This window comes from Daejeonella sp., assembly GCF_037719425.1.
GTDB lineage: Bacteria > Bacteroidota > Bacteroidia > Sphingobacteriales > Sphingobacteriaceae > Daejeonella.
On sequence record NZ_JBBJNI010000005.1, the window covers coordinates 36,610 to 58,757 of the forward strand.

At 43.2% G+C, this 22,148-nt stretch carries 21 protein-coding genes and 1 riboswitch; of the genes, 8 read left to right on the plus strand and 13 right to left on the minus strand.

What is annotated here, in order from left to right; genetic code table 11:
• Positions 1-19: 19 nt before the first annotated feature.
• Both gcvT and WKF69_RS01400 read left to right on the plus strand, forming a co-directional pair.
• Positions 20-1,096 carry a glycine cleavage system aminomethyltransferase GcvT gene (gene gcvT / locus WKF69_RS01395; RefSeq protein WP_340378889.1) on the plus strand — a complete coding sequence of 359 codons (1,077 nt, stop codon included), beginning with the start codon at positions 20-22 and terminating at the stop codon, positions 1,094-1,096.
• A 16-nt stretch (positions 1,097-1,112) separates the two neighbouring features.
• Positions 1,113-1,853 (plus strand): 2-phosphosulfolactate phosphatase, encoded by a 741-nt coding sequence (locus tag WKF69_RS01400; protein ID WP_340378891.1) that lies wholly within the window; start codon positions 1,113-1,115, stop codon positions 1,851-1,853.
• Positions 1,854-1,971: 118 nt separating this feature from the next.
• Here the strand turns inward: WKF69_RS01400 and WKF69_RS01405 are convergent, their stop codons facing one another.
• From WKF69_RS01405 to rsgA, 3 genes are read right to left on the minus strand one after another with little or no spacing between them, the layout of a single operon-like run.
• Positions 1,972-2,298: a nucleotide pyrophosphohydrolase gene (locus WKF69_RS01405; RefSeq protein WP_340378893.1), complete on the minus strand. Its 327-nt coding sequence runs from the start codon at positions 2,296-2,298 to the stop codon at positions 1,972-1,974.
• Between the two features lie 3 nt (positions 2,299-2,301).
• Positions 2,302-2,754 carry a D-aminoacyl-tRNA deacylase gene (gene dtd / locus WKF69_RS01410; protein ID WP_340378895.1) on the minus strand — a complete coding sequence of 151 codons (453 nt, stop codon included), beginning with the start codon at positions 2,752-2,754 and terminating at the stop codon, positions 2,302-2,304.
• Between the two features lies 1 nt (position 2,755).
• Positions 2,756-3,676: a ribosome small subunit-dependent GTPase A gene (gene rsgA, locus WKF69_RS01415; RefSeq protein WP_340378897.1), complete on the minus strand. Its 921-nt coding sequence runs from the start codon at positions 3,674-3,676 to the stop codon at positions 2,756-2,758.
• 91 nt (positions 3,677-3,767) lie between these two features.
• On the opposite strand from rsgA, the gene WKF69_RS01420 reads away from it, so the two are divergent.
• From WKF69_RS01420 to WKF69_RS01440, 5 genes are all read left to right on the plus strand, one after another.
• The gene (locus tag WKF69_RS01420) at positions 3,768-4,043 is read left to right on the plus strand and encodes a hypothetical protein (RefSeq protein WP_340378899.1); all 276 of its coding nucleotides are present in this window, start codon (positions 3,768-3,770) and stop codon (positions 4,041-4,043) included.
• 341 nt (positions 4,044-4,384) lie between these two features.
• Positions 4,385-6,835, plus strand: a complete 2,451-nt coding sequence (thrA, locus tag WKF69_RS01425) for a bifunctional aspartate kinase/homoserine dehydrogenase I (RefSeq protein ID WP_340378901.1) — start codon at positions 4,385-4,387, stop codon at positions 6,833-6,835.
• 77 nt (positions 6,836-6,912) lie between these two features.
• Positions 6,913-7,848, plus strand: coding sequence for a homoserine kinase (locus WKF69_RS01430; protein WP_340378903.1), 936 nt, complete (start codon positions 6,913-6,915; stop codon positions 7,846-7,848).
• Positions 7,849-9,156, plus strand: a complete 1,308-nt coding sequence (thrC, locus tag WKF69_RS01435; RefSeq protein WP_340378905.1) for a threonine synthase — start codon at positions 7,849-7,851, stop codon at positions 9,154-9,156.
• Positions 9,157-9,337: 181 nt separating this feature from the next.
• Positions 9,338-9,607, plus strand: coding sequence for a (2Fe-2S) ferredoxin domain-containing protein (locus tag WKF69_RS01440; protein WP_340378907.1), 270 nt, complete (start codon positions 9,338-9,340; stop codon positions 9,605-9,607).
• Between the two features lie 31 nt (positions 9,608-9,638).
• On the opposite strand, the gene WKF69_RS01445 is transcribed toward WKF69_RS01440, so the two are convergent.
• The 6 genes from WKF69_RS01445 to murQ all read right to left on the minus strand — a co-directional run bounded on the left by WKF69_RS01445 (position 9,639) and on the right by murQ (position 17,139).
• Entirely contained in the window at positions 9,639-10,166 is a 528-nt protein-coding gene (locus WKF69_RS01445; protein ID WP_340378909.1) for a ferritin, read from the minus strand.
• A gap of 91 nt (positions 10,167-10,257) precedes the next feature.
• Complete coding sequence (locus tag WKF69_RS01450) at positions 10,258-10,617, minus strand: hypothetical protein (protein ID WP_340378911.1); 360 nt, start codon at positions 10,615-10,617, stop codon at positions 10,258-10,260.
• A gap of 286 nt (positions 10,618-10,903) precedes the next feature.
• The gene (gene metH, locus WKF69_RS01455) at positions 10,904-14,578 is read right to left on the minus strand and encodes a methionine synthase (RefSeq protein WP_340378913.1); all 3,675 of its coding nucleotides are present in this window, start codon (positions 14,576-14,578) and stop codon (positions 10,904-10,906) included.
• Positions 14,579-14,726: 148 nt separating this feature from the next.
• Positions 14,727-14,827, minus strand: a riboswitch (SAM riboswitch).
• Positions 14,828-14,935: 108 nt separating this feature from the next.
• On the minus strand, positions 14,936-15,673 hold the full coding sequence (locus WKF69_RS01460; protein WP_340378915.1) for a Bax inhibitor-1/YccA family protein: 738 nt from the start codon (positions 15,671-15,673) through the stop codon (positions 14,936-14,938).
• A gap of 34 nt (positions 15,674-15,707) precedes the next feature.
• Positions 15,708-16,274 (minus strand): hypothetical protein, encoded by a 567-nt coding sequence (locus WKF69_RS01465; RefSeq protein ID WP_340378917.1) that lies wholly within the window; start codon positions 16,272-16,274, stop codon positions 15,708-15,710.
• Between the two features lie 40 nt (positions 16,275-16,314).
• The gene (gene murQ / locus WKF69_RS01470; protein ID WP_340378919.1) at positions 16,315-17,139 is read right to left on the minus strand and encodes an N-acetylmuramic acid 6-phosphate etherase; all 825 of its coding nucleotides are present in this window, start codon (positions 17,137-17,139) and stop codon (positions 16,315-16,317) included.
• A gap of 194 nt (positions 17,140-17,333) precedes the next feature.
• Here murQ and WKF69_RS01475 point away from each other — a divergent pair, with 194 nt between their 5' ends.
• Positions 17,334-18,947, plus strand: coding sequence for a S41 family peptidase (locus tag WKF69_RS01475; RefSeq protein ID WP_340378921.1), 1,614 nt, complete (start codon positions 17,334-17,336; stop codon positions 18,945-18,947).
• A gap of 4 nt (positions 18,948-18,951) precedes the next feature.
• On the opposite strand, the gene WKF69_RS01480 is transcribed toward WKF69_RS01475, so the two are convergent.
• The 4 genes from WKF69_RS01480 to era form a co-directional block, all read right to left on the minus strand.
• A complete protein-coding gene (locus tag WKF69_RS01480) occupies positions 18,952-19,155 on the minus strand; it encodes a hypothetical protein (protein WP_340378923.1) in 204 nt (67 codons plus the stop codon).
• A 22-nt stretch (positions 19,156-19,177) separates the two neighbouring features.
• Complete coding sequence (der, locus tag WKF69_RS01485; protein WP_340378925.1) at positions 19,178-20,479, minus strand: ribosome biogenesis GTPase Der; 1,302 nt, start codon at positions 20,477-20,479, stop codon at positions 19,178-19,180.
• 67 nt (positions 20,480-20,546) lie between these two features.
• Positions 20,547-20,897 carry a four helix bundle protein gene (locus WKF69_RS01490; protein WP_340378928.1) on the minus strand — a complete coding sequence of 117 codons (351 nt, stop codon included), beginning with the start codon at positions 20,895-20,897 and terminating at the stop codon, positions 20,547-20,549.
• A 115-nt stretch (positions 20,898-21,012) separates the two neighbouring features.
• Positions 21,013-21,891, minus strand: coding sequence for a GTPase Era (gene era / locus WKF69_RS01495; protein ID WP_340378930.1), 879 nt, complete (start codon positions 21,889-21,891; stop codon positions 21,013-21,015).
• Positions 21,892-22,148: the final 257 nt, after the last annotated feature.

The window sequence follows — 22,148 nt, forward strand, 5'->3', positions numbered from 1 at the left end:
GCAAACAATCTTAGCCTGAATGAAGAATGTAGCTTTAAATGATGTGCATGTTGGCCTTGGTGCCAAAATGGTTCCCTTTGCAGGATTTAATATGCCAGTGCAATACAGCGGCATAAATGCGGAACACGAAACCGTTCGTAAAGATGTAGGAGTGTTTGATGTAAGCCATATGGGGGAATTTATCCTGAAAGGCGAAGGGGCGCTTGATCTTATCCAAAGAGTGAGTTCTAATGACGCATCTAAGCTTTTCGACGGCAAGATCCAGTATTCATGTCTGCCAAATGAAAATGGTGGAATTGTTGATGATCTGTTAGTTTACCGGATAGATGAGAAAACATATATGCTGGTAGTTAATGCCTCAAATATTGATAAAGACTGGGACTGGATCTCTTCATATAATTCAAGTGGCGTAGAGATGAAAAACATCTCAGATCAAACTTCTTTGCTGGCTGTTCAAGGTCCTAAAGCGGCTTTAGCCCTGCAAAGCCTCACCGACGTTGATCTGCCATCGATGGAATACTATACTTTCAAGAAAGGTGTTTTTGCAGGCGTTGATAATGTGCTGATCTCTGCTACCGGATACACGGGTGCCGGTGGCTTCGAGCTGTATTTTGACAACAAACATGCTAAGCATATTTGGGATGAGATATTTAAGGCCGGAGAAGAGTTTGGAATAACACCAATAGGATTGGCTGCGAGAGATACCCTGAGGCTGGAAATGGGCTTCTGTTTATATGGTAATGATATCGACGATACTACTTCACCAATAGAAGCAGGCCTGGGATGGGTGACGAAATTCACCAAGAACTTTGTGAATTCAGAGAACCTGGCAGCACAAAAACAGGATGGCGTCGCACGTAAGCTTGTTGGTTTTGAAATGATAGATCGGGGCATTCCGCGACACGATTATGAGATAGTGGATGCCGATGGAAATATTATTGGAAAAGTAACTTCAGGAACACAGGCTCCATCTTTGCAGAAAGCAATTGGGATGGGTTACGTTGCGAAAGAGTTTTCAAAAGAAAATACAGAGATATATATTAAGATCAGGGATAACAGGGTCAAAGCGCAGGTAGTTAAATTTCCGTTCAAATAATTCATTTTAGTTCCGCATGCAAAAACGTAATCTGGAAGTTTGCCTGACACCTGCTCTTCTCCATCTTTATGACTTCAAGGCAAGCATCGTTGTAGTGATCGACATTTTCAGAGCGACCTCGTCGATCTGCTATGGGATCGAAAACGGTGCTGAAGCGATAATCCCAGTTGCTACTGTCGAAGCATGTGAATCATACAGGCAATCTGAATTTTTACTTGCTGCCGAAAGAAACGGCGAGGTAGTCGCAGGTTTTGATTTCGGAAACTCACCATTTTCATACGTCCAGGAAAAGGTAGAGGGGAAAACAATCGTTCTTACAACTACAAACGGCACCCATGCGATCAATCTTTCCCGCGGGGCAAGTAAAATAGTTATAGGTTCTTTTCTAAATATCACAGCACTTTGCGACTGGCTTAAAACCCAGCCAAACGATGTTTTGCTCTTATGTTCAGGGTGGAAAGATAAGGTGAATCTTGAAGATACTTTATTTGCCGGTGGGGTTGTGCATTTGCTTAAAGATGCAAATTATCATCTCGATGATTCCGGGATCGCTTCAGAAGATCTGTATACTCTCGCAAAAGAAGATCTGAACAACTACCTGAAAAAGACATCACATAGTGAGCGTCTCAAAAAACTGGGGATAGAAGAAGATATTGCTTTTTGTTTAAATCTTGACGTTACTACAAGCATTCCTGTGCTTGACGGTGAGCGTTTGGTGAGAATGAAGCTAGATAAAGAAACAAAGAGCAAAGAATAAAGACTTTTAAGAAGCAAGAAACAGGAACCGGGCAAGTTAGGACCGTAATTAAGAAGGGACTTACTCAGCTATTCTTAATTATTTTTGATTGCATGTCATTGCGAGCGAAGCGAAGCAACTATTTCAACTTCTCATTATTCTTATGCCTCTCGCTGTCGCGGATGCTTTTCTTTTCAAGATTCTTTTCGAGTGCCTCTGTAAGATTAACCCCCGTTTGATTCGCTAAACAAATCAGTACAAATAGTACATCCGCGAATTCATCACCCAGATCCTTGCCTTCATCAGATTTTTTAAAGGATTGCTCGCCGTATTTACGAGCCATGATGCGGGCAACTTCTCCAACTTCTTCCATAAGAATAGCCGTGTTTGTTAACTCATTGAAATAGCGGATCCCTGTTGTATTTATCCATTTGTCAACCGTTTCCTGTGCTTCCTGTATGGTCATGTCTTATTCTTTAGATTTCGTGTCGATCGGAATCGTGACTGGTCCGTCGTTTACAAGGCTTATCTTCATGTCAGCTCCAAAAATGCCGGTTTGAATCTGCTTTCCGGTCACGCTGGCAAGTTCTGCTATCATCTTTTTATAAAGAGGGATCGCCACGTCAGGCTTAGCCGATCGCGTAAAGCCGGGCCTGTTTCCCTTCTTAGTTGACGCATATAATGTAAACTGGCTGATCAATAAGATGTCGCCGTTAACTTCGGCAAGAGCTTTGTTCATTGCGCCATTTTCATCAGAGAAGATCCGCATGTTTGCGATTTTCTGGGCAAGCCAACTTACATCCTCATCATTGTCGGATTCTTCAATGCCTAACAGAACCATAAACCCGGTTCCTATCTTTCCTGTTATTTCTCCGTCTACGGTACAGGAGGCACTGCTTACACGCTGTATAATTGCTCTCATTTTAAGCCCTGGTATCGTAATTGTGGTAAATGCTCAAGTAGCTGTCGTAGCGTGAAGGCTCAATCTCATCGTTTTCCACTGCCCTGAGTACCGCGCAGCCAGGCTCATTAATGTGCCTGCAGTTGTGAAATTTACAATCACTCATCAGTTCCCGGATCTCGGGAAAAAGCCGACCCAGTTCTTGTTTTTCGATGTCGAACACTCCCAATTCACGAATACCTGGAGTATCGATCAGATATCCCCCGAAAGGCAGGTCAAACATTTCCGCAAAAGTTGTGGTGTGTTTTCCCTTGTCGCTCCAATCCGATATATCGCCTGTTTTTAATTGTGACCCCGGAAGCAGCGCATTTATCAAGGTAGATTTTCCAACGCCCGAATGACCGCTAACCAAAGTAACCTGATCCTTTAATAATTCTTTTATCTGCTCAAGATTGGTTTGTTCAACCGCGGAAACACTGTAACATGGGTACCCGGCTTTTTCATAGATCTCCTGATATTGCTTCAGAATGTCCAGGCCCTCATCACTAAAAAGATCCAGCTTATTAAATATTAGCCTGGCGGGGATAGCATATGCTTCGGCGGTAACCAAAAAACGATCGATAAATCCAAGGGAAGTCCGGGGAGAAGCCAGCGTAACGATTAAAAATGCCTGATCGAGATTAGCGGCAATGATCTGTGCCTGTTTTGAAAGATTAACAGACTTCCTGATGATATAATTTTTTCGAGGGTGGAGTGCAGTTATCAATCCTGTGTCCTGTTCAGGCTCGGGTTCAACATCAACGTGATCACCTACTGCAATGGGGTTTGTAGTCTTAATGTCAAGCGTCCTGAATTTTCCTTTTATGCGGCAATTAATGGTCTCACCATTATCCACGACTACCTCGTACCAGCTCCCTGTAGATTTAATTACTAGTCCTTGCATTGGGGTGTAAAGATACTTATTAGTTGTTGGTTGTTAGTTGTTGGAAACTAAACGCTGTAAATGATGAGAGACCGCCTTAGGTATAAACCTGATGGGAGGTGCCGGAATGTTTGCAGTCTCTTTATATACCATTTTCATGGGAGGCTATTATGATGAGCTTATTGCGAAACATCTTCCGGGCGATGCGGATCTCGGTACTTATGGGGCCGCCCCTGGGGGTAGTCCGATGGCGACAGCTTTGAACGATGCTAAGAACTTAGCCGGGCCTGAAGTATTGCAGACGACCTTATTTATCCCAATTTTTCTGGTACTTGCCTTTGGCGGGTTGGTGTTTTATATGAGATCAAGAAAAAACGTTATTGCTTAATTGTTTAAAGCTGTTTAAAAGGAGTTTTTTTAAATAAATTCATATTCATTTGCTATTTCAAAAACTAAGCCCGTAATTAGCGGCACAGAAAAAGCAATGAACATTAATTTTTATACCACTACAACAACAACAACCACGCTTAAGCGATGGGGAAGGTTTTGTATGGTGTAATTAAAATAAAAACATCAAAAGCGCCTTCCTCCGATAACGGGGAAGGCGTTTTTTTTTATCAAGAGTTTAAAAGAATAACATGAAACCTGCATGAGCTTACCACTCATAGAATAATTTAAATTTCAAGCTCATGCAAGCTTCATCTCCATTGAAAACAAACTAAATAATAGATGAAAATTTTAAAATTCGGAGGTACATCAGTTGGATCAGTTGAATCGATCAGCAAGCTATTGCAAATCATTGAAAGAGAGGATCAGAGTTCCGGTAACCCCGTTGTCGTTCTTTCAGCGATGAGTGGGGTCACGAACCTGCTTTCTTCCATGGCTGATAAAGCTTCACAGGGAGGGGCTTTTCATGATGAGCTGAAGGAACTGGAAGAACGTCATTTTGACGTTATCAAGGAGCTGCTTGCGGTTTCAAGACAAAATCCGGTGTTTACTCAACTGAGGATATTGTTTAACGAAATTGAGGATCTGCTGCAGGGGGTGTCCATGTTGCGGGAACTTACTCCGAGAACCCGCGATCTGGTTTTAAGTTATGGAGAGCGCTGCTCAACTTTCATGATCAGTAAGATTGTCGGCCAGGAAAAGGACAATACCATGTTTGTGAATGCGGCTGATCTTGTTAAGACTGACAGCAGCTTCGGACAAGCTAAAGTCAATATCGAGCTCACGGAAATGCTGATCCGTGATTTCTATGAAAAAAATAAGGCTAAAATGTTATTCGTTACCGGCTTTATTGCGAGTAACGATGACGGCAGGGTAACCACTCTCGGCAGAGGCGGCAGCGATTATACTGCAGCTATATTCGGATCAGCGCTTAACGCAAGCGAGATTGAGATCTGGACAGATGTAAACGGCATGATGACGGCGGATCCTCGAATGGTAAAAAAGGCATTTTCATTGCCTGAATTATCCTACACAGAAGCAATGGAGCTTTCGTTTTTTGGGGCGAAGGTAATTTATCCGCCAACCATGATCCCGGCTTTCATGAAGAAGATCCCTATTGTTATCCGAAATACATTTGAGCCTGAATTTGCTGGGTCTGTAATTAAACATAACTGCGACAGCTCTGACCTGGCAATAAAAGGAATATCATCTATTAATGATACCAGCATAATAAATATCGAGGGAAGTGGCATGGTCGGCAAGGCAGGCTTCAGCGGCCGCTTATTCTCCCTTCTTGCCCGTGAGCAGATCAACGTGATCCTTATCACTCAATCGTCGTCGGAACACAGCATTACATTTGCCATTCATCCTACTGATGCTGCGAAAGCACAGCGGGTAATTGAGCATGAATTCGAACTGGAGTTATTAGCAAAAAAATTGGAGGCACCCGTTTTTGAGAAAGGATTGGCCGTGCTTGCAATTGTCGGGGAAAATATGAAACAAACACCCGGTATTTCGGGAAAGCTGTTTCACGCGCTGGGAAGGAATGGTATCAATGTAAGGGCTATTGCTCAGGGCTCATCAGAATACAATATTTCTGTGATCATCTCCAAAGATGACCTTAACAAAGGCTTAAATGCAGTTCATGATGCCTTCTTTGTTGATCTTAATAAAACACTAAATCTGTTCTGCCTGGGTACTGGAAATATTGGTAAAACCTTATTTCGTCAGGTTCAGGAACACCGCCAGTTTTTACAGGAACACAATGGCATTCAGATCAGAGTGGTGGGGATCAGCAATACCCGGAAAATGTATTTTGATCCGGACGGAATAGATCTCGAAAACTGGGAAAAAACCCTGGACTACTCAGGTCACGCTGCAGATCTGCCAGGTTTTGTCGAAAAAATGAAGAATATGAACCTGCCGAATTGTGTTTTTGCGGATAATACAGCGAGTTTAAAACCGATAGAATTTTATCACGAGATCTTCAGCTCAAATATTTCAATTGTTACTTGTAATAAGATTGGCAATTCCTCAAGCTACGCCCAATACAAGCTGTTCAAAGACACGGCAAGGATTCATGGCGTAGATTACTTCTATGAAACTAATGTGGGTGCAGGATTGCCCATAGTTCGCACGCTTAAAGATCTTATGGTAAGTGGCGATAGAGTGCTCAGTATTGAAGCTATCCTTTCCGGTACGATCTCCTACATATTTAATAACTACAAAGGCGATGTCACTTTCCATGATATCGTGAAGCAGGCGCAGGAAAAAGGCTATACAGAACCTGATCCTCGTGATGATTTGAAAGGAACCGACTTCATGCGTAAGATGCTCATCCTTGCCAGGGATGCAGGATATCCGCTTGAAGCCGAAGATGTTCACATCGAAAGTATGTTGCCACAATCATGTATCGATGCCCAATCGGTCGATGAATTCTACGACGAATTGAGAAAGGAAGGTGCTTTCTTCGAGAACCTGAAGAAACAGGCTGAGGATGGTCGTAAAGTTCTGCGATATATCGCAAAGCTTGAAGATGGCAAGGCAACGATCAACTTGCAGATGGTTGACGATACGCACCCATTCTACGCGCTTTCCGGAAGTGACAATATAATTTCCTTTACAACAGACCGGTATAAAGAACGTCCAATGGTTGTGAAAGGACCAGGAGCCGGAGCCGATGTAACAGCTGCGGGGGTATTTGCAGATATTGTGAATGTTGGCGCACAATAAAGCTCTCCGAACGAATGAATTTGATAATTTTGATGCACAGGGTGAAAGGCATATGCGTCAGAGGGAAATAGTTTAAAATGAATAGATCAGTTAAAGTCTTTGCTCCGGCGACGGTAGCGAATGTTGTTTGTGGTTATGATGTCCTGGGCTTTGCTGTCGACCAGCCAGGAGACGAAGTGATCATGCGTATTAAGGATGAGCCCGGAGTAATTATAACAAAGATCAGCGGTGATGAAGGACGGTTGCCTTACCATCCTGCTAAGAATACAGTGAGTGTGAGCGTACAGCATTACCTCGAACACATTGGACGTACTGATGTCGGAGTGGAGATTGAACTGTTCAAGAAAATGCCCATTGGCAGCGGGCTTGGGTCAAGTTCTGCGAGCACGGTTGCGGGATTATTCGCGATAAACACGTTAATGGGAAAACCCTTAACTCAGATGGAGCTTGTTCCTTTTGCCATGAAAGGTGAAGAAATGGCGTGCGGAACGGGCCATGCTGACAATGTGGCGCCGGCCTTGCTTGGCGGATTTGTGCTGATCAGAAGCTATGAGCCACTAGACATTATAAAACTGCCATACCCTGAGGAATTGTATTGTTCAATTGTATTCCCTCACGTCGACGTTCCAACACGCGATGCCCGTAAAATTATCCGTAGCAATGTATCATTGAAAGATGCTGTCGTGCAGTGGGGGAATGTGGCCGGCTTGGTTAGTGGTCTATTTTTGAAAGACATTGATTTGATCTCACGGAGCATGAAGGATGTTATAGTGGAACCTGTGAGATCTATCCTGATACCTGACTTTTACAAATTGCGGGAAATTGCCATGGAAAACGGCGCGTTGAGCTTTGGCATTTCCGGTTCTGGGCCATCGGTTTTCACGTTTACGCGGAATGCTGACGATGCTCAGATCATCAATGAAAAACTCAGGAAACATTTCCTGTGGCTGGATACTGAAAGTATCTCCTACCATTCTCCAATTAATTCCAAAGGCCCGATAATATTAGATTAAATGCAACTCTACAGTACTAATAATAAAGGCCTTCGGGTATCTTTTAAAGAAGCCGTTTTCAACAGCCTGCCTGCCGACAAAGGCTTATACATGCCCGAATCAATTCCTGCATTAGACCCGGAATTCATCCGTAGTCTTCACACTTATAACCTGGCTGAAATAGCTTTTAAAGTGGCTAAGAATATCCTTAATGATGACATTCCCGACCAGGATTTGAAGAGTATTATAGATGATGCTATAAATTTTAAGGCGCCGGTTGTGAAACTGGAGGAACAGGTACATGTTCTGGAACTTTTCCATGGACCTTCTTTAGCCTTTAAAGATTTTGGCGCCCGCTTTATGAGCAGGGTGATGAGCTACTTCCTTGAGGCAGGTGAAAAGGAGCTGAATGTACTTGTTGCAACATCCGGGGATACCGGCGGGGCAGTGGCACTTGGATTCCTGGGTGTGACGAATACAAGGGTCACCATTTTATATCCTAAAGGTAAGGTAAGCCCTATTCAGGAATTGCAGTTAACCACCAATGGCCAGAATATCAGAGCTATTGAAATAGAGGGAACATTTGATGATTGCCAGTCTCTAGTGAAGCAGGCATTCAATGACCCCGAATTAAAGCAGGAGTTTCGTTTAACCTCTGCTAACTCGATTAATATCTCCAGGCTGATCCCTCAAACATTTTACTACTTTAATGCCTATGCTCAACTGATGCGGGAAGGCAAAACTGAAGTGATCTTCGCAGTGCCCAGCGGCAACTTCGGGAATATCGGCGCAGGTTTTCTTGCCTGGAAGATGGGCCTGCCTGTTAAGCAGTTTATCGCAGCAACCAATATTAACGATACCGTTCCAGCCTTTTTGCGCAGCGGTGTGTATGCCGCTAAGCCTTCTGTTCAAACTTACTCGAATGCGATGGATGTGGGCGATCCAAGCAATTGGGTGAGGATCATGGATCTTTTCCAGGGCAACAGTGATGACCTGAAAAAACTCTTGACTGCTTATACATTTAGTGATAAAGAAACGCTTGACGCGATAAAGAAAGTTTATAGCGAACAGAACTACATTATGTGTCCACATACCGCGATAGCCTGGCTTGCTTCTAAGCAGTGGTTAAAAGATCATCCGAACGAAAACCCAGAACTTGTTTTCCTATCAACAGCTCACCCCTGCAAATTCCCGGATATCTTCCCGCAGGAAATAGCCGCAAAGATCGATGTCCCTTCCCAGGTGCAGGAACTCGAAACTCGTGAAAAACTTGCAGTTACTTTAGGCAAGGATTTTGAAGGGTTTAAGAAGTATTTGTTGGATAATTAAGTAGTGAGTATCTAGTATCAGGTACCAAGATCGATGACGAGATATATCAAGTGTTCCTACTAAGTGTGTAAGTGACAGGTTAGCACCTAGCGGCATTTTAGGTACGTTAGCCTGGTAACTGGCAACAGACAACTAGCAACAGATTCCGGACCAAACCAACCAAAAACCGTACCTTACCTATATGGGCAAATTCACCGTTCCCGAAAACACCATCTACATCTGTCAGGGCAGCAAATGCTCGAAGCGGGGCAGCAGGGAATTGTATAAAAATTTGAAGCACTATCTGAAGAGTATGGGAGTAAAGAATGATGTTGAGCTTATCGTTACCGAATGTACCGACAGGTGTAAATACGCTCCGGTTCTGGCTGCTCAGCCTGCCAATATCTGGCTGCACGAGTACAATGCAAAAGATGTTGTGAAGTTGGTTGACGATCTTTTAAAGAGTAAGTAAAAGGCCATCCTTTTGGGACAGCCTTTGCTTTTTAATCTGCAGAATATTTAATATTCGCGATGTTCTTATCAATATCCCAATAACCTGTTCCATTCTCGCCAATTACTTCGAATAATTCGAGAGCCCTGCGAGCTATGTATTCTTCTTCACGTTGTTCTCTCATGAACCAATTAAGGAATTCAAGTGTGACATAATCCTGCTCTTTATGGCAGCGTGCCACAATATTCTTGAATGACTGGGTGATCGAAATTTCCTGATCAAGAGCATCTTCGAATACTTCGCGGAAGGTGCTGAATTCATGTTTTATATTACTAATCTCCGGAGAGATAGCCGTCCCGCCCATATCAAGGATGTACTTGTAGATTTTTAATTGATGTTCTCGTTCTTCGTGAGATTGCTTAAAGAAGAACTCTGCCGAGCCGTCGAAGCCATTGCGGTCGCACCATGAAGCCATTGACAGATAAATGGCCGAAGAATGTGCTTCTTTTTTTACCTGCTGATTAAGAAGGGTTTCGATTTCTGTTGACAGAATGCTTTTAATACGCATCAGATCTTTCATAACCTAAGTATTAATATTGTTTACTAATAAACAAACTTAACTATAATAAGTTGCAGGAATTTGAAGAAAGGCAATATGGAGTTAATCTAAATTAAGATACGATCAGGCGGTCAAGGCAATCGGTGATGATATGATTTAGGCTGAACATAGTGAACGCGCCCTGCAGAATTTCCTTCAGGTAGATAATTTCGATACCCGATAAAACAAAGCAATTGTCCTTTAACAGGATAATCTCGATATCGGCGTGTTCAATAAGCGTGCACATATGACCAAGATCCACCTTGTCAATTATTTTTTTCAGATCACTAAGTGATTGAAAGCTGAGCCTGGAAGTTTTTCCGGAGAAATTAAGATAAAGGCATTTCTCTGCGTCAGATTGATAGACTCCGCCTTTCGAAGTAACGAATACTTCTATTAATTCAGCTGCAGCGATGAGATCCTTGTCTAACATTGACTACAAAGATCGGATTATTTAGAAGGAATCCAAATAAAAGATTGAAAAAGAATCAAGAGCCAAGAATCAAGACACGTTGCGGATAAAAAACAAATTCATTGCAGAACTTGAAAGTCTTGATTCTTTACACTTGGTTCCTGGCTCTAAAATAGCGCTTCTGCAATCCTTTTCCTTGGTCCGGGATTACTCATTGTATAGAAATGAAGTACCGGGCGCCAGCTTCAATAAGTTCCTTACACTGCTGGACAAGCCTGGCAACTGGTAACCCGCAACGGGCAACCCACTAATAACTAAGGTTGGGACCCAACCACCTCTCCACATCCTCCAGCGTCATCTTTTTCCTCACGGCATATTCTTCTACCTGATCCTTGTTGATTTTTCCAAGGCCGAAGTAGCGTGATTGCGGATGTGCAAAGTAGAAGCCGCTTACAGCTGCTGTCGGGAACATCGCGAAGCTTTCTGTGAGATTGATCCCGGTAGCTTTTTCAGCGTCAAGGATCTCAAATAAGGTAGCTTTCTCCGTATGATCCGGGCAGGCAGGATAACCTGGTGCCGGACGGATCCCAGCATACTTTTCTTTGATCAATTCTTCGTTTGAAAGAGTTTCACCCTGAGAATAAGCCCAGAATTCTTTCCTGACAAGCTCATGCATCCGCTCTGCGAAAGCTTCAGCCAGACGGTCTGCAAGTGCTTTTACCATGATGCTGTTGTAGTCATCGTAGTTCTTTTCAAATTCAGCCACGAGCTCGTCCACGCCAATACCAGTGGTTACGGCGAAACCGCCCCAGTAGTCAGCAACGCCCGATTCTTTAGGCGCAACGAAATCAGAAAGAGCATAATAAGGTTCCCCGGCAGCTTTTTCAGCCTGCTGGCGAAGAGTATGAATAGTTCTGAAAACTTCGGTGCGGCTTTCGTCTGTGTAAAGTTCAATATCGTCACCAACAGAGTTGGCAGGCCAGAAGCCTATAACGCCATTTGCTTTCAGGCTTTTGTCTTTTACAAGCTTGTTGAGTAATACTCTCGCTTCGTCATATAATTTTTTAGCCTCAGTTCCCACAAACTGATCATCAAAGATTTTCGGGTAGCTTCCGCGTAATTCCCATGTATGGAAGAAAGGCGTCCAGTCGATATATGGTACCAATTCCTCCAGCGAAAAATCTGTGAACACCTTCGTCCCTATAAATGCCGGTTTAGGTGCAATAGATCCGTTAAGGTCTATCTGGAATTTCTGAGCCCGTGCCTCCTCTATAGTTTTAAAACGTTTGTCGGATTTTTTGCTCAAATGAGCCTCACGAGCCTTATTGTATTCGTTATGGATATTAGTGATATATTCCTCCTTGTTGTCATCGCTCATCAGCGTACTGCAGACAGTAACACTTCTTGATGCATCAAGGACGTGAACTGTTGCACCCGAATAATTAGGAGCAACTTTAACAGCCGCGTGGATGCGGGAAGTAGTTGCACCGCCGATGATCAATGGAATACTGAATCCTTCACGTTCCATTTCCTTAGCAAAGTGCACCATCTCATCAAGAGAAGGAGTGATCAGACCGCTAAGGCCGATAATGTCTACGTTTTCTGCTTTGGCAACCTCGATGATCTTTTGTGCCGGAACCATTACCCCAAGATCGATCACCTCGAAATTATTACATGCAAGCACTACCCCAACGATATTCTTTCCAATATCATGAACATCTCCTTTTACAGTAGCTAGCAAGATCTTACCGGCGTTCTTACGCTGATTGCTGTCGGCGTTATTTAATTTCTCTTCCTCAATAAATGGCAGTAAGTAGGCTACGGCTTTTTTCATCACCCTTGCTGATTTTACAACCTGTGGCAGGAACATTTTCCCCTGGCCGAACAGGTCACCAACAATGCCCATTCCATCCATTAACGGCCCTTCAATCACTTCAAGGGGTTTCGCATATTTTTGACGCGCTTCTTCTACATCATCGTCGAGGTAATCAATAATTCCTTTTACAAGAGAATGCGATAGTCGCGATTCAACACTTTCCTTGCGCCATTCCTCATCCTTCACCAACACTTTGCCCTTGGTCTTGATAGTTTCTGCGAAATCTACAAGGCGTTCGGTGGCGTCCTGACGACGGTTTAACAGCACGTCTTCAACCAGCACGAGCAGATCTTTCGGTATCTCTTCATAAACTTCAAGCATACCAGCATTCACAATTCCCATATCCAGACCGGCTTTGATGGCATGGTAAAGAAAGGCAGAGTGCATCGCCTCACGCACGGTATTATTACCTCTGAAAGAGAACGAAATATTACTTACTCCCCCGCTTACTTTAGCGAGAGGCAGATTTTGCTTGATCCATCGTGTCGCGTCTATAAAGTCGACTGCATAGTTATTGTGCTCCTCAAGGCCGGTTGCAACGGTAAGGATGTTCGGATCGAAAATGATATCCTGCGGAGGGAAGTTAACTTCATTGACAAGAATGTCGTATGAGCGTTTACAGATCTCTTTTCTTCTTTCCAGTGAGTCTGCCTGCCCATTTTCGTCAAATGCCATTACAACAACAGCAGCGCCGTATTGGGCAATTTTTTTTGCGGACTTTATGAATGCTTCTTCGCCTTCTTTCAGGGAGATGGAGTTTACAATACCTTTACCTTGCAGGCATTTCAAACCAGCTTCAATAACCGACCATTTCGACGAATCGACCATGATGGGCAGTTTGCAAATATCAGGCTCCGATGCGATCAGGTTCAGAAATCTCACCATCGAGGCCTCGGAATCGATCATTCCTTCGTCCATGTTTATATCGATGATCTGCGCGCCGCCTTCTACCTGCTGACGTGCAACTGATAGCGCTTCTTCAAAGTCACCGTTCAATATAAGTTTCGAAAATTTAGGTGAACCTGTGATGTTTGTACGCTCCCCAATATTCGCAAAATTAGTTTCAGGAGTCATAGTCACCGGCTCCAATCCGCTTAGACGCAGAAATGGCTCGGGAACACCCGGAACTCTTGGCGAAAATTTAGCCGCTTTCTCAGCGATGCACTTGATATGCTCAGGTGTAGTTCCGCAGCATCCGCCAACAACGTTCACAAAACCGCTTGCCATGAAATCCTCCACCAAATGGGCAGTTTCATGCGGAAGCTCGTCATAGGCACCAAACTCATTTGGCAGGCCGGCATTTGGATAAGCCGAAATATAGCATCCCGCCTTTTGAGACAGTTCCTCAATGTGCGGGCGCATGTCTTTTGCTCCTAAAGCGCAGTTAAGACCGATGCTTAAAAGATTTGCATGGCTTAAAGAATTTAAAAATGCCTCAACGGTCTGGCCGGATAAAGTTCTGCCGCTGGCATCCGTAATGGTGCCGGAGATCATGATCTCTATTTTTTTGCCGATCTCGTTCTCATAGTTTTTAGCAGCAAAAAGCGCAGCTTTAGTGATCAGAGTATCTGTAATGGTCTCGAATAAAAGTACATCAGCACCTCCTTCAATAAGCCCTTTTACCTGCTCATAATAAGCATCAACAAGCTCATCAAAAGTAACTGCACGATAACCCGGATCATTTACATCCGGCGACATAGAAGCCATTTTTGTCGTTGGGCCTAAGGCTCCTGCCACAAAGCGTGGTTTATCAGGATTTCTAAGCGTGAATTCATTGGCTATTTCTTTCGCAATACGTGCACCCTCGTAACTCATCTCATAAGAGAGATCTTCCATCTGGTAATCAGCCATGGAAATGCGCTGTGTACTGAAAGTATTCGTTTCAATAATGTCGGCGCCTGCCTCCAGATATTCGGCATGGATCGCCTTGATTATATCCGGACGGGTTATATTAAGAAGGTCATTATTACCCCTTACGTCACAAGGATGGTCTTTAAACCGCTCGCCACGAAAATCCTCTTCAGTAAGTTGATAGCGCTGGATCATCGTACCCATTGCGCCATCAATAACCAGTATGCGTTTCTTTAGTTCTTCTCTTATGCTCATATATTATTTAGATATGAGATGTGAGATGGGAGATGTGAGATAGCAAGTAACCAGCGATCAAATTCCGCTCAGTCAGTCTCATACCTCATATCTCATATCTCACATCTATAACAGGCTTATCTTCGAAAAGTCGGTATGCATTGACTTTCACTTATCTGTTCCGCCTGGGGCGGATAGAATGTAGCACCTTGTTAGCACAGGTTGCTAAGACTTCGCAGGGTCTAATCCCTCCGTCTTTCTGAATAAGCAGTGCAAAGGTGGGGGATTTTTCGGTAAAAAGCAAATTGGTTGGTTAGTTGTTGGTTGTTAGTTGTTCGACTGGTACGTTAGTCCAACCAATAACGAACCAACTAACAACTACTTACGTCCTCCAAACAACCTCAATAGCATAATAAACAGATTAATAAAATCGAGGTAGAGGGTAAGGGCGCCCATGATTACCATTTTATTTGCTGAGGCGTCGCCGTATTCTATGCCGGCGGCAATTCTTTTAAGGCGTTGCATGTCATAAGCGGTTAGGCCGATGAATAATGCTACGCCGATAAAGCTGATTATGTAATCAAGCTGGCTGCTGCCTAAGAAGAAATTTACAAGACTTGCGACAATGATCCCGACAAGGGCCATCATCAGGATTGAGCCGAATTTAGTAAGGTCAGTCTCTGTGGTATAGCCAGCTATGGCCATTACAGCAAATAATACGGAGGCCGAGATAAAACATCCCAGTACTGAAGCCGAGGTGTAAACCAGGAGAATATAGCTTAAGCTGATGCCTGTTGTGGCCGAATAAAGCACGAATGCCAATGCCAGGACCGGAAAGGATAAGCGGTTTAAACCGAAAGACATTAGAAGAACGAATGCAAGAGGAGCGAACATTGCAATTGTGCCAAGGCCGGTCCTGCTTCCGCTGATTGGATCGATCAACAAGCTTAGTAAGCCTGCATCAGTTGAAAAGAAATATGCAAATCCTGCCGAAAGCCCAAGAGCGATAAACATCCAAAGGAAAACATTTGGAAGAAAGTTTCTTGATGTGATGGCACCGCCGCGCTGTACTAATGGGTTTTGATCGAATTCAAAGGCATTTCTTACTTCTGGCATAACAATGTTTTTTTCTAAATTTAATGAAATTTTATCAATTCAACCGTCTTCCTAACTCCAGCTCTACATTTTTGAAAAGCTGCAGAGGCTTCAGGTTCCTCCAGTTCATATCATCCAGGTTGCCCCCAAAATTAATATAGTAATCAATATTGTTGCGCTTAAATTCGCTGATGACATGCTCACGGAAATTTATTCCGGCAATCCAGCCTTCATCTGCGTCCTGAAACCACTCCTCGTAATAACAGTCATCTGAAGAATGGAAGTTCAGTATATTCTCACCAATCAGGATGAACTTATTAATGCCGTCGGTTACCATCAGGTCGAGGATCTCCCGCTTGAGCATCATAATGTCATTATGCAGCGCATCATTCCACTCACCGATAAATTCGATGACGGCATAGCCTCTGTTGTAATCGGCGTAAAGTACCTTTAAATATAGTGTTTGAGAACCAAAGAAATCCCATTGAGGGTGGATGAGATAGTTGTAGATCTGCTTATCGAATTCGAATTCATTATACTTCGTTTCAAAGAAGGGGGAACGGGGATCTTCGGAAGCTTCATAATCATCGCGCCATCTGTAATATGGTTCTATTTCATGCATTGGCTTTTTTATTTCTGAACGGAGAACTGTTCAATTAATTTTATGCCAGATCCATGTCGTTTTTTGGTGCATTGTCAATAGCCTTGCGAACACTGCCATATTTATCAAGCAGCTTTTGCGCAGATTCCTGATCCACATCCGTAGATTGCATTACCATATTGACCGCTCGTCCAACAAGCTTAGTATTGGTCATTTGCATATCAACCATCTTATTGCCTTTCACTCTTCCCAAACGGATCATTGTTGCCGTACTGATCATGTTTAATACAAGCTTTTGGGCCGTTCCCGACTTCATCCGGGTCGATCCGGTGACAAACTCAGGGCCAACTACAACTTCGATAGGGTATTTAGCTTCCGCGGCAATGGCGCTCTTGTCATTACAAACAATACATGCGGTTTCAAGGCCGTTTTCATTGGCTTTGCGCAAACCTCCTACCACGTAAGGTGTTGTTCCCGAAGCAGCTATTCCAACAACTACATCTTTATCATTTATCCCGTATGTTGAAAGATCTTCCCAGGCCTTCTCCATGTCATCTTCTGCGTTTTCTACAGCTTTCCGGATGGCTTTATCACCGCCAGCAATAATTCCAATAACCATATCAAACGGCACTCCGTAAGTCGGAGGGCATTCAGAAGCATCAAGTACTCCCAGCCTGCCGCTGGTTCCAGCTCCGATATAAAACAAGCGTCCTCCCTTGCTGATCTTCTCCACAATCACAGTAACTACTTTCTCAATTGCAGGTATTACTTTTTCAACAGCATGTGGTACAGTAGTGTCTTCCTTATTAATGCCGTGCAATAAATCCGCAACCGACATTTTTTCTAGATCATTATAGTTTGAGTCCGCCTCCGTAGTTCGTTTCATTTTTTAAATTTGATGCCGCTAAAATCGGAATATTATCCAATAGCGTAAAATATTAATCAACTAATATACATTCATCCGACTAATTGACCGGAAAAAGGCAAAAAAAAGCGGTATTTTTAAATTTTGTAACACAAAGATAGTGTTAAACGTACATTAAGCGACTAACTTTACGTTCTGATTCTGGGAATATTGTAATGGGCTCTTTTACGAGGAAAAATTTGTGGATTGCTGCAGGCTATGCAGCGGTGTTAGTGGCTGGTTTGTTCCTGGGGCCCAGGATTGCTTCGAATGATGGAAATCCCCGAAAAAGATCCTTGCTTGGTTTTGAACTTGGAGGCCGTGTTGATAAGGTTGAAGAGGTACTTCAGATCATTAACGACAATTATGTAGACTCTGTAAAAATTGATACCGTCAATAACATGGCAATCCAGGAGATCCTGAAACACCTGGATCCCCACTCTGCATACCTGGGCCCCTCAGAAGCTCAGTCTCTTTCCGAAGATCTCGAAGGCAACTTTGATGGTATCGGTATCGAATACTATATTCTTAACGACACATTACTAGTTACATCCGTCAGCCCGGGCGGCCCGGCATCTAAAGCTGGGCTTAGACATGGAGATAAGATCCTCGCCATAAACAAGCAGGTGGTATCGGGTATCCAGATCACGCAGAAAAAAATTGTTGAGCAGATAAGAGGCAAAAAAGGCACTCCGGTTGAGATCCTTGTGAAGCGTGATACAACAAGGAAAAATTTCAGTGTCTTAAGGCAAAGAATTGTGGTTAGCAGCATCGACGCTGCTTATATGTTAAACGAGCAGAGCGGCTACATTAAGATCAGCAAGTTTGGCGCACAAACCGATGAAGATTTCCATGAGCAGCTTCAAAAGCTGCAGAAACTTGGATTGAAAAACCTGGTGCTTGATCTTCGCGATAATGGCGGGGGCTATCTGAGTGCAGCAACAGGACTTGCCGATGAGTTTTTAAAAGATAATGAGCTGATCGTTTATACAGAAGGCTTGCACGAGCCCCGAACGGATTATTTCGCCAGCTCCAAAGGGAATTTTGAGCAGGGAAAATTGGTTGTGCTTATCGATGAAAATACGGCCTCCGCAAGTGAGATTGTTGCGGGCGCAGTGCAGGACCTGGAACGCGGGACGATTATCGGCAGGCGTTCCTTCGGTAAAGGCCTGGTGCAGGAGCAATTCGATTTTGGAGATGGCTCAGCGCTGAACCTGACAATAGCCCGGTATTACACGGCATCCGGACGGTCAATCCAGAAATCCTACAAAAAAGGGAATGATGCTTATTATGGTGAGGTTGGCGATCGTCATAAGAACGGCGAGCTGGCTTCTGACGGTAGAAACCTTAGTGATACCCTCTTTGACAAGAAGAAAACCTTTACTACCAAATCCGGCAAAGTGCTTTATGGCGGCGGCGGCATTATGCCCGATATATACGTCCCCGTTGATACAAGCGGATATACCAGCGCTTACTATGCGCTGGGGGCCAGGGGGGTATTAAACGAACTGGTCTTTAATAGCCTGGTCAAAACAAATCCAAAATTCACCTCTTTGGAAGAGATTTTAAGGAATTTTAAGCTGGCCGGCGCAGATATTAAAAAGATCGTGCAATTGGCAGCAGCAAAAAAGCTTAAGATTACTGAAAAGCAAATTGAATTATCCCGGAAGGAAATAGAAACCCAGATCAAGGCTTTGTTTGCCCGGTACTATTTCGGGGATGAAGGGTATCATAAAGCTTTAAACTCCGGCGACCAGGCCATCGCCCGATCGCTGGAAGTTCTTAAATAGCTTATTATCTTATAGAATCTACAACAGCGCTGTCAACTCCAACTGAATCAACACTAAGTGTATCAGCAGCCATTGCAGCATTTAAAATAGAATCAGCCGCAGCAGCCTGCGCGATAGAATCCTGGGTTTCTTTTTCTTTTTTATCAATGCTTGTACACGCTGCTGTAACTAATACAGCAGCAAATAGTGGAAAGATTATTTTCTTCATGCTTTATGTGTTTAGTATATAATTATTTCTGTCTGAAGTAGATTTGGATTGGAACCCCGGTAAAATCAAAATGTTCGCGGAGTTTATTCTCAATAAAGCGTTTGTATGGCTCCTTGATATACTGGGGTAAATTACAAAAAAATGCAAACATCGGTGATGCACCGTTGATCTGGGTAATATATTTGATCTTGACATATTTTCCCTTCACAGCAGGCGGAGGGAATTTCTCAATGATCGGCAGCATTACATCATTCAGCTTTGACGTCGGGATCTTCTTCAGCTTATTTTCATAAACTTTAGAAGCAGCTTCCAGCGATTTATAGATCCGTTGTTTCTCGACCACTGATGTAAATACAATTGGAACATCGCTGAACGGAGCTATTTTATCCCGGATAGTATCTTCAAATACACCGGTTGTTTTGGTATTCTTTTCAATAAGATCCCACTTGTTTACCAGGATCACCACACCCTTTTTATTCTTTTCCGCCAGGTGGAAGATGTTGATGTCCTGCGACTCAATACCCTCAACCGCATCAATCATCAGGATGATCACATCGGCCTCTTCAAGCGCTTTAATAGTACGCATCACCGAGTAAAACTCGATATTCTCTTTTACTTTAGTCTTTTTACGTAAACCAGCGGTGTCAATAAGCATAAACTCATGTCCGAACTGATTGTAATGAATATGAATTGAATCCCGGGTAGTACCAGCAATAGGGGTAACAATATTTCTCTCCTTGCCAATCAATGCATTGATCAGAGAGGATTTCCCAACGTTCGGGCGGCCAACGATTGCATATTTCGGAAGCTGGTTTTCGTCCTCAGGCTCGTCTTCAAAATGTTTGATCATTTCGTCAAGAAGCTCGCCGGTTCCTGAACCTGACATAGCCGATAATGAATAGATCTCACCCAGCCCTAAACTGTAAAAAATGCTGGCATCATTGAGCCTTTGGTTATTATCAACTTTATTCACAACCACAAACACAGGTTTCTTGCTGCGGCGCAAAAGCTTTGCTATATCATCATCAAGGTCGGTAATACCGGTAACCACATCAACCATGAAAAGGATCACCGTAGCTTCCTCGATGGCGATAATAACCTGCTCACGTATCGCTGCTTCAAACACATCGTCAGAGTGCGCTACATAGCCTCCGGTATCAATTACCGTAAAATTCTTATCCGTCCACTCAGCCGTGCCGTAATGCCTGTCGCGGGTTACCCCGCTGAAATCGTCCACTATAGCTTTCCGTGTTTCAGTTAGCCGGTTATATAACGTCGACTTTCCTACATTGGGGCGGCCTACTATTGCAACTATGTTACTCATTTTGTTTTGGTATCAAGTATTAAGTATCAGGATTGATGACCGGATAATTATACGTACTGTTTTCAAATTATATAAAAGATCGTTCAAGCGAAAAGATCATTTTTTGTATTTCTGATATCTTTAATTCGATATCATTCATTTTTGTCTGCTCCATCAAATTTAACCGATGCGCTACGATTAGTTGAGTTTCGAGTTCAAATGCAGACCCGAGATTGATTGACAAAAAGTATTTTAACTCTTTGTTTGATTTTCGTCCACATCCTTCAGCGATATTAGATGGAATCGAAACTGCTGCTCGTTTCATCTGTGAAACCAGTCCATATTTTTCATCCGAAGGAAAGCAAGAAAGTGCCGAATAAATTTGTGTAGTTAAATCAATTGATTTTTGCCACACCTTAAGTTCTTTGAAGTTGTGCATTTCTCAAACTCATATTTTATTCGCTGTTCCATCGGTGTTTTTTATCACCGGCGGACATTTTTTATTATCCGGCCTCGTGTCTTAATACTTGATACTAGCTACTTGATACTCTTTCTTAGTCCTCGTATCCGAAACTCTTCAAATAATTCTTCCTGTTCCTCCAATCCGGTATAACCTTCACGAACATCTCTAAAAAGACTTTCTTCTGTAGGAACTCTTCCATGTCCTTACGGGCATAAGTGCCTACTTTTTTTAACATTTCACCGGCTTTCCCAATGATGATATTTTTTTGTGAATCACGTTCTACTATAATTTCCGAGCTGATGCGGACAATCTTAGGCTCGTCTTTAAAAGCAGTAATGATTACCTCGGTACTATAAGGGATCTCTTTTTCGTAAAGCTTAAATACCTTTTCACGGATGATCTCAGACACAAAGAAGCGCTCATTACGGTCTGTCAGGGTGTCCTTGTCGTAATATGCCGGGTGTTCAGGCAAATTATCCATGATGAACTGCATAACGGCAGGTACATTATGGTCGTGTAAAGCTGAAACTGCAAATACCGCTTTTGGCTTCAATGTTTCTTCCCAATAAGCTACTTTTTCCTTGACCAGGTCCTCCTGAGATTTGTCGATCTTGTTGATAATCACCGCAATAGGGGAGGTCGTTTTAGCTAATTTTTCCAATACATCATTTTCATCATATTTTTCATTGATGTCTGTGACAAAAAGGATAATATCGGCGTCGACCAGTGATCCATTGACGAAGCTCATCATAGATTCCTGCATTCCGTACACCGGCTTGATGATGCCGGGGGTATCAGAAAATACGATCTGGTAATCATCTTCATTTACGATGCCCAAAATGCGGTGTCGCGTAGTTTGTGCCTTTGGAGTGACTATGGATAGTTTTTCACCAACCAAAGCGTTCATCAGCGTGGATTTTCCAACGTTGGGCTTTCCCACTAGACTAACAAATCCGGCTTTATGAAACATGTAAAATTTATTTTGAAATTTATTTGGACTGCAAAGAAACGAAATATATCTTTGCAGTCCAATTTAAAAGCAACACAGAGTCGTTCTTTAAGCTTAAAATTGTCGTTAATATGGCCTGGCCATCGAGCTTATAACTCGTTAAAATTATGCGTTCGGGATGGAGCCCCGTAAATACTCGTCGGGCTTATAAACCCGTTAAAATTTATAATACAGTGCGGGATGGAGCAGTTGGTAGCTCGTCGGGCTCATAACCCGAA

Excerpts from the sequence above, each read along its gene's own strand:
- gcvT (WP_340378889.1), top strand. The coding sequence starts at position 20 with ATGAAGAATGTAGCTTTAAATGATGTGCATGTTGGCCTTGGTGCCAAA.
- WKF69_RS01400 (WP_340378891.1), top strand. The coding sequence starts at position 1,113 with ATGCAAAAACGTAATCTGGAAGTTTGCCTGACACCTGCTCTTCTCCAT.
- WKF69_RS01405 (WP_340378893.1), bottom strand. The coding sequence starts at position 2,298 with ATGACCATACAGGAAGCACAGGAAACGGTTGACAAATGGATAAATACA.
- dtd (WP_340378895.1), bottom strand. The coding sequence starts at position 2,754 with ATGAGAGCAATTATACAGCGTGTAAGCAGTGCCTCCTGTACCGTAGAC.
- rsgA (WP_340378897.1), bottom strand. The coding sequence starts at position 3,676 with ATGCAAGGACTAGTAATTAAATCTACAGGGAGCTGGTACGAGGTAGTC.
- WKF69_RS01420 (WP_340378899.1), top strand. The coding sequence starts at position 3,768 with ATGGGAGGTGCCGGAATGTTTGCAGTCTCTTTATATACCATTTTCATG.
- thrA (WP_340378901.1), top strand. The coding sequence starts at position 4,385 with ATGAAAATTTTAAAATTCGGAGGTACATCAGTTGGATCAGTTGAATCG.
- WKF69_RS01430 (WP_340378903.1), top strand. The coding sequence starts at position 6,913 with ATGAATAGATCAGTTAAAGTCTTTGCTCCGGCGACGGTAGCGAATGTT.
- thrC (WP_340378905.1), top strand. The coding sequence starts at position 7,849 with ATGCAACTCTACAGTACTAATAATAAAGGCCTTCGGGTATCTTTTAAA.
- WKF69_RS01440 (WP_340378907.1), top strand. The coding sequence starts at position 9,338 with ATGGGCAAATTCACCGTTCCCGAAAACACCATCTACATCTGTCAGGGC.
- WKF69_RS01445 (WP_340378909.1), bottom strand. The coding sequence starts at position 10,166 with ATGAAAGATCTGATGCGTATTAAAAGCATTCTGTCAACAGAAATCGAA.
- WKF69_RS01450 (WP_340378911.1), bottom strand. The coding sequence starts at position 10,617 with ATGTTAGACAAGGATCTCATCGCTGCAGCTGAATTAATAGAAGTATTC.
- metH (WP_340378913.1), bottom strand. The coding sequence starts at position 14,578 with ATGAGCATAAGAGAAGAACTAAAGAAACGCATACTGGTTATTGATGGC.
- WKF69_RS01460 (WP_340378915.1), bottom strand. The coding sequence starts at position 15,673 with ATGCCAGAAGTAAGAAATGCCTTTGAATTCGATCAAAACCCATTAGTA.
- WKF69_RS01465 (WP_340378917.1), bottom strand. The coding sequence starts at position 16,274 with ATGCATGAAATAGAACCATATTACAGATGGCGCGATGATTATGAAGCT.
- murQ (WP_340378919.1), bottom strand. The coding sequence starts at position 17,139 with ATGAAACGAACTACGGAGGCGGACTCAAACTATAATGATCTAGAAAAA.
- WKF69_RS01475 (WP_340378921.1), top strand. The coding sequence starts at position 17,334 with ATGGGCTCTTTTACGAGGAAAAATTTGTGGATTGCTGCAGGCTATGCA.
- WKF69_RS01480 (WP_340378923.1), bottom strand. The coding sequence starts at position 19,155 with ATGAAGAAAATAATCTTTCCACTATTTGCTGCTGTATTAGTTACAGCA.
- der (WP_340378925.1), bottom strand. The coding sequence starts at position 20,479 with ATGAGTAACATAGTTGCAATAGTAGGCCGCCCCAATGTAGGAAAGTCG.
- WKF69_RS01490 (WP_340378928.1), bottom strand. The coding sequence starts at position 20,897 with ATGCACAACTTCAAAGAACTTAAGGTGTGGCAAAAATCAATTGATTTA.
- era (WP_340378930.1), bottom strand. The coding sequence starts at position 21,891 with ATGTTTCATAAAGCCGGATTTGTTAGTCTAGTGGGAAAGCCCAACGTT.